Annotated in this window: 15 protein-coding genes; 11 read left to right on the top strand and 4 right to left on the bottom strand. The window is 46.2% G+C overall.

Annotated features, from left to right (window positions below; all coding sequences use genetic code 11):
- Nucleotide 1: 1 nt before the first annotated feature.
- Genes C9991_RS02865 through rbfA form a run of 4 tightly spaced genes read right to left on the bottom strand, consistent with a single transcriptional unit; the run spans nt 2 to nt 3,117 of the window.
- Nucleotides 2–940, bottom strand: coding sequence for a bifunctional riboflavin kinase/FAD synthetase (locus C9991_RS02865; protein WP_106811105.1), 939 nt, complete (start codon nt 938–940; stop codon nt 2–4).
- Nucleotides 925–1,548: an HAD family hydrolase gene (locus C9991_RS02860; RefSeq protein ID WP_106811104.1), complete on the bottom strand. Its 624-nt coding sequence runs from the start codon at nt 1,546–1,548 to the stop codon at nt 925–927. The genes C9991_RS02865 and C9991_RS02860 overlap by 16 nt, the downstream gene beginning before the upstream one ends.
- Nucleotides 1,545–2,771 (bottom strand): FtsX-like permease family protein, encoded by a 1,227-nt coding sequence (locus C9991_RS02855; protein WP_106811103.1) that lies wholly within the window; start codon nt 2,769–2,771, stop codon nt 1,545–1,547. The genes C9991_RS02860 and C9991_RS02855 overlap by 4 nt, the downstream gene beginning before the upstream one ends.
- Before the next feature lie 10 nt (nt 2,772–2,781).
- Nucleotides 2,782–3,117, bottom strand: a complete 336-nt coding sequence (gene rbfA / locus C9991_RS02850) for a 30S ribosome-binding factor RbfA (protein WP_106811102.1) — start codon at nt 3,115–3,117, stop codon at nt 2,782–2,784.
- Nucleotides 3,118–3,341: 224 nt separating this feature from the next.
- On the opposite strand from rbfA, the gene C9991_RS02845 reads away from it, so the two are divergent.
- From C9991_RS02845 to C9991_RS02795, 11 genes are all read left to right on the top strand, one after another.
- Nucleotides 3,342–3,935 (top strand): LemA family protein, encoded by a 594-nt coding sequence (locus C9991_RS02845; protein ID WP_106811101.1) that lies wholly within the window; start codon nt 3,342–3,344, stop codon nt 3,933–3,935.
- A 39-nt stretch (nt 3,936–3,974) separates the two neighbouring features.
- A complete protein-coding gene (locus tag C9991_RS02840; RefSeq protein WP_106811100.1) occupies nt 3,975–4,976 on the top strand; it encodes a TPM domain-containing protein in 1,002 nt (333 codons plus the stop codon).
- A gap of 28 nt (nt 4,977–5,004) precedes the next feature.
- Nucleotides 5,005–5,427 (top strand): type II 3-dehydroquinate dehydratase, encoded by a 423-nt coding sequence (gene aroQ / locus C9991_RS02835; protein WP_106811099.1) that lies wholly within the window; start codon nt 5,005–5,007, stop codon nt 5,425–5,427.
- A gap of 11 nt (nt 5,428–5,438) precedes the next feature.
- The gene (locus C9991_RS02830) at nt 5,439–6,140 is read left to right on the top strand and encodes an O-methyltransferase (RefSeq protein ID WP_198643735.1); all 702 of its coding nucleotides are present in this window, start codon (nt 5,439–5,441) and stop codon (nt 6,138–6,140) included.
- Nucleotides 6,141–6,397: 257 nt separating this feature from the next.
- Nucleotides 6,398–7,504 (top strand): redox-regulated ATPase YchF, encoded by a 1,107-nt coding sequence (ychF, locus tag C9991_RS02825; RefSeq protein WP_106811098.1) that lies wholly within the window; start codon nt 6,398–6,400, stop codon nt 7,502–7,504.
- Nucleotides 7,505–7,537: 33 nt separating this feature from the next.
- Nucleotides 7,538–8,392 (top strand): prolipoprotein diacylglyceryl transferase, encoded by an 855-nt coding sequence (gene lgt, locus C9991_RS02820; RefSeq protein WP_106811097.1) that lies wholly within the window; start codon nt 7,538–7,540, stop codon nt 8,390–8,392.
- Nucleotides 8,393–8,490: 98 nt separating this feature from the next.
- Complete coding sequence (gene bamJ, locus C9991_RS02815; protein ID WP_106811096.1) at nt 8,491–9,096, top strand: BamJ family beta-barrel-assembly machinery protein; 606 nt, start codon at nt 8,491–8,493, stop codon at nt 9,094–9,096.
- Between the two features lie 62 nt (nt 9,097–9,158).
- Complete coding sequence (gene bamJ, locus C9991_RS02810; protein ID WP_106811095.1) at nt 9,159–10,037, top strand: BamJ family beta-barrel-assembly machinery protein; 879 nt, start codon at nt 9,159–9,161, stop codon at nt 10,035–10,037.
- 64 nt (nt 10,038–10,101) lie between these two features.
- Nucleotides 10,102–11,109: a BamJ family beta-barrel-assembly machinery protein gene (gene bamJ, locus C9991_RS02805; RefSeq protein ID WP_106811094.1), complete on the top strand. Its 1,008-nt coding sequence runs from the start codon at nt 10,102–10,104 to the stop codon at nt 11,107–11,109.
- A gap of 807 nt (nt 11,110–11,916) precedes the next feature.
- Nucleotides 11,917–13,269: a sigma-54-dependent transcriptional regulator gene (locus tag C9991_RS02800; protein WP_106811093.1), complete on the top strand. Its 1,353-nt coding sequence runs from the start codon at nt 11,917–11,919 to the stop codon at nt 13,267–13,269.
- A 77-nt stretch (nt 13,270–13,346) separates the two neighbouring features.
- Nucleotides 13,347–14,579, top strand: coding sequence for a sensor histidine kinase (locus C9991_RS02795; RefSeq protein ID WP_106811092.1), 1,233 nt, complete (start codon nt 13,347–13,349; stop codon nt 14,577–14,579).
- Nucleotides 14,580–14,590 lie beyond the last annotated feature (11 nt).

The raw sequence follows: 14,590 nt of genomic DNA, 5'->3' as shown, positions 1-14,590 counted from the left end.
TTTATTTGCCTTTGGCAAGTTCTATTCCATTGTTCCTGAATATATCTTTAGTGGCATTGAGATCCTTATGTAGTTGTAGCATAAGTTTGTCAATACTGTCAAATCGCTTTTCGCCACGCAATCGCTGTATAAAGTCCACGCTTATTTGGTGTCCGTAGATATCGCCATCAAACCCTATGATGTGTGCTTCGAGTGTCTGGCAGTTGCGTTGAAAAGTAGGATTGTTGCCTATATTCATCATTGCAGGCATGTTCCCGCCTCCATCTATACTTACGCTTACGGCGTAAGCGCCAGTTTGCGGTATAAGCTGTTCTGTGCAAATAGGAACGATGTTTGCGGTAGGGAATCCCATCTTACGACCTTCCTCAAATCCGTGGACAACATTTCCTATTATACGAAATGGACGTCCTAAGCATTGGCAAGCCTCAGACACATCGCCCGTGACAAGCAAACGGCGTACAAGTGATGACGATACGCGCATACCGTCTATATCTATTGGGGTATTGAGCAGTACGTCGATGCCCATTTTCTTGCCGTAGGCAGCATAATCGTCGAAACCTTCTGCACGGTTGTGTCCAAAGCGATTGTCATAGCCAATGAGCAGACATCGCACACCAAGACGGTCGTGTAGCACATGTTGCATAAAATCCTTGGCGGATAGTTGTGCCATCTGCATATCAAAATGCAACACCTCAACATGGTCTACTCCTGTGTCTTCGAGCAGTTGCAGTTTATTGTCGGTAGATGTAATAAGCTGCGGCACATAGTCGGCATGCACAACTTGACGAGGATGTTGGTCGAAGGTTATAATCATCGACTTCATCCTTCTGCCTTTGGCAATCTCCTTCAGTCGGTTTATAACAAACTGATGTCCACGATGAACGCCATCGAAGAAGCCTATTGTGGCGCAGAAAGCATCCTTGGTTATATTGTTGTCCATAGATTCTTGTTTCGGCACCAGTCAAAACCAGTTGTCTCGTGCAGCGTTGTTATGCCTAAAGCCTCGGCTGCTTCGCAGTTTTCTTTCAGATCGTCTATAAATAGAGTTTCCTTGGCTTCGATTCCTGCATTCAGTAGAGTTTGCTGGAATATGGCACTATCAGGCTTTTTAAGGTGCATCTCATACGACAGAAATATGCCGTCGAAGTAGAAGTCGGCAGTCTTTCCGTCTATCGTAAAGTGGTTGTCGCGGCAATAGTTCCAGTGCATAACATTGGTGTTGGACAGCAGAAAGATGCGGTGTCCAGCCGTTTTAAGGCGTTCTATCAGTTGCAACTTCTCTACAGGAATGCCTGTAAGCAGTTGGTTCCATGCCCAAACAATGTCGTCATCGCTTGTTGTTGAGTTAGACAGGCGGCGCACCTCATCGCAGAATTCGGCTTGACTTATGTATCCCAGTTCGGTGTCAAGAAATAGGTCTTCGGTGCGGTGCTCCTCCACATAAGTAGCAATGGCCCCGCATCCTATCTCCTTGAAAGCCTTGATGCAGCGCTCGGCATTTAGACCTACGAGCACACAGCCAAGGTCGAATATTATGTTCTTTTTCATCTTTGTACTTTTAGGTTACGTGTTGGAATCCACGCTGCTGCCCAGCCTATGAGCAACACAGTGACAAACACTATAGCCACATCATCATAGTGAACACTAACGGGGTAGGCATTTACGACAAACGAGCCAGCGCTGTCGCCCATGTGTACGAATCCAAACTCTTGTTGCAACCAGCATAGCAACAGTCCCAACAATATGCCTACAACAGCTCCTGCAGCCGAAATAATACGTCCTTCAAACAGGAATATGCGTCTTATCTGCGAGTCGGTAGCTCCGAGGTTACGTAGTGTCATTGCATCGTCTTTCTTGTCGATTATGAGCATAGACAATGATGATATTATGTTGAAGCATGCCACCATCAGTATGAATGTAAGGAATACGTAAGCCAGCACCTTTTCTATCTGCATAATGTTGAAGGTATCGGCTTGCTGCTCAAATCGGTCAAGCACCCTGAAGCGGTTGCCTACTATATCTTGCATTTCCTTCTTGGTATCGTTGAGGTTGGTTCCAGGCTTCAGCCTTATTTGCAACGACGACAGCATACCATCTTGATCGAACAGGCGACGTGCGAAATCTACCGAGCATATTAGTCGGTTACGGTCGTACTTTGCCTGGTTTACGGCATACACCACACCAGGTGATATAAGTGAGTCGACAACAAATCCTTCGCTTGGATCGGCAAACTCCGTAAGTTGACCGCGTCTTACAGGTGCATACAGTTTGAGATATCCATCAAATCGGGCATTCATACCTAGGTCTTGAGCCAGGCGTATACCCGGAATGGCATAGAATAGGTTGGCGGCTTGCAACGTAAACTCGCCGTCACCATATAATATATCGCTAATGTTGGTAAGTTCTTGGAAGTTGTTCTGCACTCCCATAACCGTTACCATTTGCTGCTGTCTGCCGTAGATGGCAAGGGCTTGGTCTTCGACAACGTCTGTGGCAACAGCTACATCGGGCAACTGTCTAATCTTTGTAAGTACTGGATCATCGGCAGGTGCCGTCTTTCCACTTGTAGGTACAATCTCAATTTGAGGGTCGAAGTTGGTAAAGAACGACGCTACGAGGTCGTGGAATCCGTTGAACACACTTAGCACAATAACCAATGCCATTGTCGCAACAGCCACTCCGACAACCGAAATGGCTGATATAACGTTTATGGCATTGGTCGACTTCTTTGAGAAGATGTACCGTCGTGCTATGTAAAAAGGAAAGTTCATCGTGCCCCGTTTATTTCTTCAATAGCTCGTCAATGCGGTCAATGTAGTCGAGAGAGTCGTCGATGAAGAATCTAAGTTCGGGTATGATACGCAGCTGATTGCGTACACGTGTGCCCAATTCGTAACGTATAGTCTTCTCGTTGGCTGTTACGTTCTTTATCAGTTCGTCAGCTTTCTCCGAGGGGAATATACTGAGGTAGGCTGTGCATATGCTCAAGTCGGGTGATACACGGCAGCGTGTAACGCTTACCATAACACCGTGCATGGCGCGTGTCTGACTTTGGAAAATAAGGCTTAGCTCCTTCTGCAGAAGGCGTGCTATACGGTTTTGTCTTGTTTCTTGCATGATTGATGTCTTTAAATTATTTCTTATATGCAAAGTTACTGCTTATTTAACAATGTGGCAAACTAATGAGTTGTTTTTTAGATAGACCGACCTACAATTGGTCAAAATAGAAGAATGTGAGTGAAAAACCTCAAAAAGTTGACGTTTGTTGTAGTAATATTACTATATTTGTACTTGTATACAAACAAAAGGAGCAATAACTATAAAAAAAGAAAACAATAATTATGAAGAAACCTAAGAATTTAGGCTGGCTTATAGCTGGCGCAGTAGTGCTTGTTATTTTATTTTGGGGAGTTAGTGGTTATAACGGACTGGTTGGTCAAGACGAGGCTGTAGACAACAAGTGGGCTAACGTTGAGACACAGTATCAGCGCCGTAGCGACCTTATACCTAACCTCGTGAGCACCGTTAAAGGTTATGCCAAGCACGAGAGCGAGACTCTTGAGGCTGTAATGGCAGCTCGTTCGCAAGCCACTCAGGTAAAGATAGACCCTTCAAACTGCACTCCTCAGCAGCTTGCACAATATCAAAAGGCGCAAGGTGATGTAACTACAGCTCTTGGCAAGCTACTTGCCATTACCGAGAATTATCCTGACCTTAAGGCAAACCAGAACTTCCTTGAACTGCAGTCGCAGCTCGAAGGCACCGAGAATCGCATCAATGTGGCTCGTAAGGACTTCAACGATGCAGCCAAGGAGTATAATGTGGCTATACGTCGTTTTCCTAAGAGTATACTCGCTGGTATGTTCGGGTTTGAGAAGAAGAACTACTTCGAGGCTGAGGCTGGTGCCGAGAAGGCTCCCAAGGTAGAGTTCTAAGAGCTTGACTTTAAGCTATGATAAAGCAACTTTTGAGCTATGACTAATAACGTTGGATTATTGAAAAACAACAATAGGGCAGGGCATAAGCACGGCTCGCATATAGCTATAAGGATTTTGTCCTGCCTACTGTTTCTATTTATGGCTGTGCAGGCAAATGCCGCTGATGCCAAACAATACACCGTTGGCGACGTGCCTAACGTGCGCCTTACAGACGCGCGTCAGTATGTTAGCGACCCAACAGATATACTATCTCCCATAGCTCGCGACTCAATCAATGCCATATTGGGCAGACTGGAGAAGTCGACCGGTATAGAGACTGCGGTTGTTATGTTGCCCTCTATCGGTGAAGCTGATATATTCGACTTTGCCCACGAGCTGTTCCGCACATGGGGAATAGGCAAGAAAAAGTCGGACAATGGACTGCTAATACTCTTTGTAATGGACCAGCGTAAGGTGCGCTTTACCACAGGCTACGGCATAGAGGGAACTATGACCGATGCTATGTCGAAGCGCATTCAGATGCAGCAGATGATACCGCACTTTAAGCAAGGTGATTGGAATGGTGGTATGGTAGACGGAGTAAGGGCGGCTGCCAAGGTGCTCGACGGCTCGATGGAGCCAGAAAATACCGATGATGAGGATGATGGACTGTTAGGAGTCATTGTTGCTCTTGGCACTATGGTAGCCATTACATTGCTGTGCATATATCTTATGGGCGTACAACAGCGTTGTCCAAAGTGCCATAAGAAGGGTGCTTTGCAGAAGGTAAACTCGCAGATATTGCGCTTGTCTACCGGAAAGAACGGTAGAGGTGGCAGAAGGATTCGCCGAACTACTTATATTTGCAAGCATTGCGGTCATATGGTTACTAAAGATGAGAACATCGACGACTCTGGCAATGCTATGGCCAACGCCGCTATATTAGGCTCAATGCTTGGTAGTGGTAGACGAGGTGGAAGCTTTGGAGGTGGCGGAAGCTTTGGTGGAAGCTTTGGTGGTGGCTCTACTGGTGGTGGAGGTGCCACGTCTGGTTGGTAATAAATTACAATAAAAACAAAAAATGATAATGAAAATACAGATAATCAACGGCCCCAATCTTAATCTGCTCGGCACTCGTGAGCCAGGCATTTATGGCAACAGTACATTCGACGACTATCTTAAGACATTGCGTGCGCAGTATCCCCATGTTCAGATAGACTATTATCAGAGCAACATTGAGGGATGTCTTATCGACAAGATGCAAGAGATAGGCTTTGGCTACGACGGCATCATTCTTAATGCAGGGGCTTATACACATACCAGCATAGCGCTACAGGATTGCATCCGTTCGCTCAAGGCTCCCGTTATCGAGGTGCATATAAGTAATGTGCACAAGCGCGAGGAGTTCCGTCATAAATCAATGATATCGTGCGCTTGCTTTGGCGTGATATGCGGATTTGGTATGGACTCTTACCGACTCGCACTCGAGGCAATCTTAAACAGACAGTAACCCATATTATTATGACCGAAGAATTAGAGAAATACGTACTTTCCCATTCGGCTCCTGAGGGCGATTATCTATATCGTCTCTACCGTGCCACCAATATACACACCATACACGGACGTATGGCGTCGGGCCATTTACAAGGCCGTCTGCTCAAGATGTTTGTCGAGATGATACGTCCAAAGAACATCCTTGAAGTGGGCACATTCTCTGGCTATAGTGCTATATGTATGGCTGAAGGATTGGCTGAGATTGCAAAGAGCACGGGCCAACAAGGCAAGAGGACCGATGGTGCAAAGGAGTCTGGCGATAATAATGTTGTTGGTAAGATATGGACGTTTGAGATAAACGACGAGATGGAAGACTTTACCCGTCCTTGGCTTGAGGGCTCGCCTGTAGCCGAACATATTGAGTTTCGCATTGGTGATGCCAATATTGAGGCTCCTAAGCTTGGTGTAGAGTTTGATATGGCATTTGTTGATGGCGACAAGCGCACATATGTCGAGACTTACGAGATGGTGCTTAAGCTTATGCGACCAGGCGGATTCATACTTGCCGATAACACTCTGTGGGACGGTCATGTAACCGATCCCGCCTACGATCATGACCAACAAACCCAGGGAATACGCCGTTTTAACGATCATGTGGCGCAAGATGATAGGGTGGAACAGGTGATAATACCGCTGAGAGATGGACTGACGGTGATAAGGAAGAGGTAAGGGAAAAGTGAAAAGGGAAAAGTGAAAAGTGAAAAGTGAAAAGGGTATTGATCCCCTCAAACTCCATCCTACGCCGCCTACGGCGACAGTGGGGATTCGTTTTATTGATAATAAATTCACTTATTTAAATATAAAGCAGTAACTTTGCACCTTGTATCAGTTATCACCCCTCAAGGTTACAGGCAACAATCCTCCTTGTATTAGGCACCCCCTCACAAGATATAAACAAAGAAAACAAGAAATAACAAAATAAAGACATGTCATTAAAATGTGGTATTGTAGGACTTCCCAATGTGGGCAAGTCTACTCTCTTCAACTGCCTTTCTAACGCTAAGGCGCAGGCAGCCAACTTCCCCTTCTGTACAATTGAGCCTAATGTAGGCGTAATCACAGTGCCCGACGAGCGCCTTACCAAGCTCGCCGAGATAGTTCATCCTGGCCGTATTGTTCCAGCTACTTGCGAGATTGTCGACATTGCCGGACTTGTTAAGGGTGCCTCTAAGGGTGAGGGACTTGGCAACAAGTTCCTTGGTAACATACGCGAGACAGATGCTATTATCCACGTGTTGCGCTGCTTTGACGACGACAATATCGTGCGTGAGGGTGGTGCTAGTGTCAATCCGGTAGAAGACAAGGAGGTTATCGACACCGAACTTCAGCTTAAAGACCTTGAGACTGTTGAGAGTCAGCTTCAGAAGCAGTCTAAGATAGCAGCTATCGGCAATAACAAAGACGCCAAAGTAGCAGTAAGTGTGCTCAACGCTTACAAGGAAGTGTTGGAGCAGGGCAAGAACGCTCGCACCGTAGAGTTTGAGTCGAAGGAGGAACAACGCTATGCTCACGACCTCTTCCTACTTACAGCCAAGCCAGTGCTATATGTTTGCAATGTAGACGAGACATCAGCCAAGAACGGCAACAAGTACTCTGAACAGATTGCAGAGATAGCTAAAAGCGAGGGCGCCGAGATGCTTGTTATCGCGGCTAAGACCGAGGAAGACATTGCGTCGCTTGAGACATACGAGGACAAGCAGATGTTCCTTGAGGAGCTGGGCTTGGAAGAGAGTGGCGTAAACCGCCTTATCAAGAAGGCCTACAGCTTGCTTAATCTTGAGACATTCATTACAGCAGGCGAGATGGAGGTTAAGGCTTGGACCTATCACAAGGGATGGAAGGCTCCGCAGTGTGCTGGTGTAATACACACCGACTTCGAGAAGGGCTTTATCCGTGCCGAGGTTATCAAGTACGACGATTATATCCAGTACGGCTCAGAGGCTGCTGTTCGTGAGGCAGGCAAGCTATCTATCGAGGGTAAGGATTACGTTGTGCAGGACGGCGACATCATGCACTTCCGCTTTAATGTATAACAATACGGACACAGTAGGAGGGTGTAAACCAATATGAATCTACTAAATTACATCGTATGGGATCCAAGCAACACGGCATTGTCGTTAGGCCCTTTTGCCATACATTGGTATTCGCTGTGTTGGCTCATAGGCTTGGCTCTCGCCTACATCATAGTGCACCGTCTGTATCGTGAGCAGCAAGTAAAGGACACGCTCTTCGATCCGCTCTTTATCTATTGCTTTATAGGCATATTGGCAGGAGCACGTCTTGGACACTGTCTTTTCTATCAGCCCGATCTATTCCTCTCGTCGTGGAAACATTTTGTGGAAATATTCCTACCAATCGATTTTCTGCCAAGTGGTGGATGGCGATTTACCGGTTATCGCGGACTTGCATCGCATGGTGGTACGTTAGGACTGATGCTTGCATTATGGCTGTACGTTCGCCGTACCAAAATGAACATATGGCAGGTACTCGACAATATTGCCATTGCCACACCGATTACGGCATGCTTTATCCGACTGGGCAACCTTATGAACTCTGAGATAATAGGCAAGGTTACTGATGTGCCTTGGGCCTTTATCTTTCAGCAGGTTGACGGCATGCCACGCCATCCAGGACAACTCTACGAGGCTATAGCCTACGCATTGCTGTTCTTCATAGGTTGGGCTTTGTATAGAAGCAAGCCCCAGCGTGTTGGTACGGGATTCTTCTTCGGGCTTTGCCTTACCTACATCTTCATAGCGCGTTTCTTCATAGAGTACACCAAGGAGATACAGGAAGCATTCGAGGCATCGTTGCCTCTCGATATGGGCCAGTTGCTCAGCATACCGTTCGTTGTCATAGGTATAGCATGTATGATAGGCGGAAAATGGATGCAGAAGTTTGCTGATATTGCAAAGAAATAAAAACTGCAAAAAATGCTGAATATAAGCCATATATCCGGGAAAAGTAGTAAATTTGCACGAAATTAATAAAAACAAAATAATACACATAGAAGAAAATTATGGACAAACTTAGTTACGCTTTGGGTCTGGGCATTGGCCGTCAGCTCTCACAGATGGGAGCCGAAGACCTCAATATTGATGATTTTGCACAGGCTATAAAGGACATTATCGCAGGCAATGACTTGCAGGTAACCGACCAGGAAGCGCAGTCAATCGTTACAGAATTCTTCCAGCAGCAAGAGGCCAAGCAGCGTGCCGCAGCAGCCGAGAAGTATAAGGATAACAAGGACAAGGGTGAGGCTTGGCTCGCCGAGAAGGCTATGGAGGAGGGTGTAGTAACATTGCCTTCAGGTTTGATGTATCAGGTTCTCAACGAGGGCACAGGCAAGAAGCCTACCGCAGCCGATACTGTTGAGTGCCACTACGAGGGTCGTCTTATCGACGGTACAGTATTCGACAGCAGCTACAAGCGTGGCGAGAGCGCTACATTCCCACTTAACGGCGTTATTGCAGGATGGACAGAGGGTGTACAGCTTATGTCTGAGGGTGCCAAGTATCGCTTCTTCATACCTTACCAGCTTGCTTATGGCGAGCGTGGCGCAGGTCAGGCCATTCCTCCATTTGCAGCACTCGTGTTCGACGTTGAGCTTATCAAGGTGCTCTAAAAGGTTAGTAGCCTTTAAGTCGTATAAAAGGAGAAACAAAAAACACAACAATTTATAAACAAATGAAGAAATTCACATTCGTAGCCGCTATGGCTATCGCTGCTGCAAGCATCGTTGCATCTTGCGGCAATTCGACTTCATCAAAGCCGAACCTTAAGAACGACGTAGACACTCTGTCGTATGCAATGGGTATGGCTCAGACTCAGGGTCTGAAGCAGTATCTTGCACAGATGGAAATTGACACCACTTATATGGATGCCTTTATCAAGGGTCTTAACGAGGGCGCCAATGCAGGTGATGACAAGAAGAAGGCTGCCTACTATATGGGTATCCAGATTGGTCAGCAGATTAGCAACCGTATGGTTAAGGGCATCAACCACGAACTCTTCGGCGAGGATTCTACAAAGACAATCTCGCTTAAGAACTTCATGGCTGGCTTTATTCAGGGTGTTAAGGGCAAGAAGGGCCTTATGACTGTAGAGCAAGCAGGTCAGGTAGCTCAGATGAAGATGATGTCTATCAAGGCTAAGAACATGGAGGAGCAGTACGGTCCGCTCAAGAAGAAGGGCGAGGCATGGATGGCTGCCAACGCCAAGAAGCCGGGTGTTAAGACCTTGCCTTCAGGTGTTCAGTACAAGGTTATCAAGGAAGGTGCCGGCCAGATGCCTAAGGACACATCTGTTGTTAAGGTAAACTATGAGGGACGCCTTATCGATGGTACTGTATTCGACAGCAGCTACAAGAACGGACAGCCTGTTACATTGCGTGCCAACCAGGTAATTAAGGGTTGGACAGAGGCTCTTGTTCATATGCCTGCAGGTTCGGTTTGGGAAGTATATATCCCACAGGAACTTGCTTATGGCGACCGTGAGCAGGGACAGATCAAGCCTTACTCTCCACTGGTATTCAAGATCGAACTTATCAGTGTAGGTGGCAAGTAATCAGCTTAAACCATAAGGGCGACCTCACAAAGGCCGCCCTGTTTTATATAATTTAATAAACAATATGAAGAAACTATTGATTGTTGCACTCGCCGTATTTGCTACATCGGCGTTTGCTGTAACCCCAGGAAAGAAAGATAAGAAGGATAAGAAGAAAGCGCAGACCGAGCAGCAGGCTCCTGTAAAGCTTATAAGCCAGAACGACTCGCTTAGCTATGCAGCTGGTATGTTCACCACACGTGGCCTTATGGACTATGTTAAGCAGCAGTTTGGTGTCGACTCTACCAATATCCAGTCGTTTGTTAACGGCTTGAAGGAAGGTATAGAGCGTAGTGGCGACAAGCAGTTTGTCGCCCACAACGCTGGCTTGCAGATAGCCCAGATGCTCGAGACACGCATCTACCCCAACGTTAGCAACGACGTTAAGGACACCAAGTTTGCCCTCGACAGCGTTACCTTCAACCGTGGCTTTGTAGACGCTGTGCTTGGCGACACAACAGTGATGAAGAACGAGGCAGCAAACCATTACTTTGAAAGCACCATGCAGGTTGCCAAGCAGCAGGCAGAGGAGGCTTACAAGGCCGAAAACGAGGCTTGGCTTAAGCAGAATGCCACAAAGCCGGGCGTAAAGACATTGCCTTCGGGCTTGCAGTATAAGGTGCTTGTTGAGGGCAAGGGCGCTGTAGCCGAGAAGGACGACGAGGTAACAGTACGTTATGCTGGCCATACTATCGATGGCAACGAGTTTGACAGCAGCTACAAGCGCAATCCTAACACCACTACATTCCGTCCTAACCAAGTTATTAAGGGTTGGACAGAGGCTCTCTGCATGATGCCTGAGGGCAGTAAATGGGAACTCTATATCCCTCAGGACATTGCTTATGGCTCGCGCAAGGCTGGACAAATCAAGCCTTACTCAACACTTATCTTCACAGTTGAGGTGGTTAAGGTAGAGAAGAAGGCAAAGACCGAGACTGCTGAGACTAAGGCTCAGACCAAGAAAGTTGTGCCTGCAAAGAAACTTACACCTGCCAAGAAAAAAGCTACAGCCAAGAAAGTTGTTAAGAAGTAAGGCGTAGCGTATGGTTTTATAATAGGAGGTACGGTCTCCGAACCGTACCACTCAAATTGCTATAGTATTGATAGCATGCTGCTTGAGTGGTACGCTTCGGAGACCATACCTCCTATTGTTTTTAGGCATTAAAAGCCGTGATGTACTATTGATTTATGTCAAATTATTGTTAAACAACAAAAAAAACTTGCAGATTTTTTGCGTGGTCGTACACAAATTATTATCTTTGCAACGTGTTCGAGAGAATGCAATGTTTTTTCATTAGGTTAGTAGTTTGATAGATTTTAAGGTAAAGATTATGTTATTAGATTTTGAAACTATCGCAATGTTGGCCTTTACCGTGTAAACGGTTTCTAAGGCTTTGCTTTAGTCCAAAACCAACATTCGTTAACATTATTCTTTGAGAGGCCGGTGCGAGTGATTCGTGTCGTCCTTTTTTTTTGTATATACCCCTCGCTTTTTACCGATGTTTGACAGCAATCAAAAGTTCGTTTGACAGTAAGCATAGATACATTTGACAGCAATCAAAAGTTCGTTTGATAGCAAGCATAGATACATTTGATAGCGATCAAAGATTGGATGTATACATTATCCAAGCTATATTAAGACTATTGAAACGATGCCTTAATACAAGTTCAAAAAAGATGTCATGTATGGCTATAAAGTTTCTGGATGTTATGGTCTTAGGATAAAGGAAGCCGACTTTTTGCTTACCAGAAAGTTGCAGAAAGGGATATGTAGCATTTTTTTGTCTAATTATTTGACAATCGCAGTTTTTTTTCGATGATATTTTGTAGCTTTGTTACCATGATAAAGAAACAAGGAACGATACTTATTGTTGACGACAACCGCAACATTCTCACTACGGTAAGAATGCTGCTCGACTCTATATTCGCCAATATCATCACCATAGCCAACCCAAACTCCATACCAGCCAAACTGAGGGAGGAACATCCCGACGTGGTTTTGCTCGACATGAACTTTTCGAGTGGCATCAATTCTGGCAATGAGGGATTGTATTGGCTTAGAGAAATCAAGAGCCTTAGTCCGAAGACCGAGGTGGTGCTCTTCACCGCTTATGCCGACATACAGCTTGCCGTAACGGGCATCAAGGAAGGAGCAGCCGACTTTATAGTCAAGCCTTTCGACAACGAGAAGATGATCAGTACATTGTTGGAGGCAAGAGACAGGAATAAAGCTGCGGACAAAGCTATGGTTAAGCATAGTGGAAAAGATTCGAATAGCACGATGTACTGGGGCGACAGCGAAGTTATGAACAATTTAAGAAACATTGTGGAAAAGGTTGCTGCAACAGATGCCAACATCCTTATAACGGGCGAAAACGGTACGGGCAAAGAGGTATTGGCTAACGAGATACACCGCTTGTCTGCACGTAGTGAGAAAAAGATGCTGCCAGTGGATATGGGAGCTATTACAGAAACATTGTTCGAAAGCGAACTCTTCGGTCATGTTAAGGGAGCATTCACGGATGCCAAGGTGGACAAACCGGGCAAGTTTGAGTTGGCTGATGGTAGCACAATATTTTTGGACGAGATAGGCAACCTTTCGTATAGTCTTCAGGCAAAACTCCTCACAGCCCTGCAACGTAGAAGCATAGTAAGAGTGGGTGGGTCGACGCAGATTCCTATAAATGTTCGACTGGTATGTGCCACCAACCGCAATCTGCAGCAGATGGTGAACGACGGCGAATTCAGAGAGGATTTGCTCTATCGCATCAACACCATACACCTTGAACTGCCAGCCCTCAGACAGCGAAAGGCTGACATCGTGCCGCTCGCCAACCGTTTCCTTCGTCAATATGGCGACATGTATAATAAGACAAACTTACGCTTTTCGGATGAGGCAGAGAGGAAACTCATCAGTTTGCCTTGGTATGGCAATATCCGAGAGCTTCAGCACGCCATTGAGAAAGCCGTGATATTGTCGGATAGTGGAATGATTTCGGCTGAGGATATCGACGGTGGCAACCAAATGAGAAGGGAGAAACCATTGGAAGAGGTGCAGACGCTCGACGAGATGGAAAGTCGCATGATAGAGAAAACAATCAAGGAATGCGAGGGCAATCTGTCGGTGGTGGCAGCAAGACTGGGCATTTCCCGACAGACGCTTTATAATAAGATCAAGCGATACGGGATTTAAAGTGAAAAGTGAAAAGGGAAGAGTGAAAAGGGAAAAGTGAAGAGTGAAAAGTGAAGAATCCTATAGCTTTTTAGGGTATGGATATTAATAAGGTTATAATAATTGTGCTTTTGCTCGTGGCAGTGGTGGGCTATGTTCGCCTCTACCGCCACTATCGCCGCAACATCAAGAAGGTGCGCTTCCTTTTTGATGCCATTGACAATGGCGACTTCTCCTTCAACTTTCCCACAGAAAAGGGGAATAAGGAGGATAAGATTCTGCACCAATCTCTTAACCGCATCAAGCTATTCTTGCAGCATACAAGGGAGGAGCAGATGGAGCGGGAGAAATATTACGAGCAGATATTGAATGCTGTGGACACTGGCATAATGGTGGTGGACAGCCACGACAATATCTTGCAGCACAACCAAGCTGCCCTCCGATTGCTCGACGCCGATGTGCTCACACACATGAACCAAGTAAAAGGAAAACTAAAGGACGAACATCTGGCTAAGCATGAGACGCAAGCCATGCTAAAGGACAAGCATGTGCGCATCATCGCCCTGAGCGACGTAAGCCACGAACTTAGCAACCAAGAAGTTGACTCATGGATTAAGTTGATTCGTGTGCTCACTCATGAAATCATGAACACTATCACACCTGTCACTTCACTCAGCGAGACCCTACTGAAAGAATTGGGGAGTCAAGAACTGCCTTCTGCAGATAGTGCATCCGCAGATTTCCATTCTCCAAACAACTTTTCTGTAGAATTGCTATCAGCAGAGCAAGCAAAATTGAAGCAAGGCTTGGAAACCATTCACAAGACCGGAACCGAACTCTTGGCTTTCGTCAACAACTATCGCCGTTTCACTCATGTGCCTAAGCCTCAACCTGCCCTCTTCTATGTGGAGCCGTTCCTCGAACGTATGGCAATGCTTTGCAATCATGAAGTGAAAATAGAAGTAACGCCTAAGGACCTATTGGCTTATGCCGACGAGAGCCTTATCTCGCACGTAGTGACAAATCTTCTGAAGAATGCCGTAGAGGCGTTCAATGACTTGCAATCCATCCCGACAACCAAACCATTCATCCGCCTCCACGCTTACACCAACGAGCAGGAATCCGTCATCATCGATGTAAGCAACAACGCCGGTCTAATCCCCGACGACATAGCCTCCCACATCTTCATTCCTTTCTTCACCACAAAGCCCGAAGGAAGCGGCATCGGTCTCTCCCTATCCCGCCAAATCATGCGAGTAAGCGGAGGCAGCCTTTCGCTACATCAAGACAAAGCGCAAGGCATCACCACGTTCCGCATCGTCATCCCTTAACGATACAATTG

The sequence above is a fragment of the Prevotella merdae genome, from assembly GCF_900290275.1.
GTDB classification, from domain to species: domain Bacteria; phylum Bacteroidota; class Bacteroidia; order Bacteroidales; family Bacteroidaceae; genus Prevotella; species Prevotella merdae.
The sequence above is the reverse complement of the archived record's forward strand: the minus strand, read 5'-3'. Positions and strand labels throughout refer to the sequence as shown.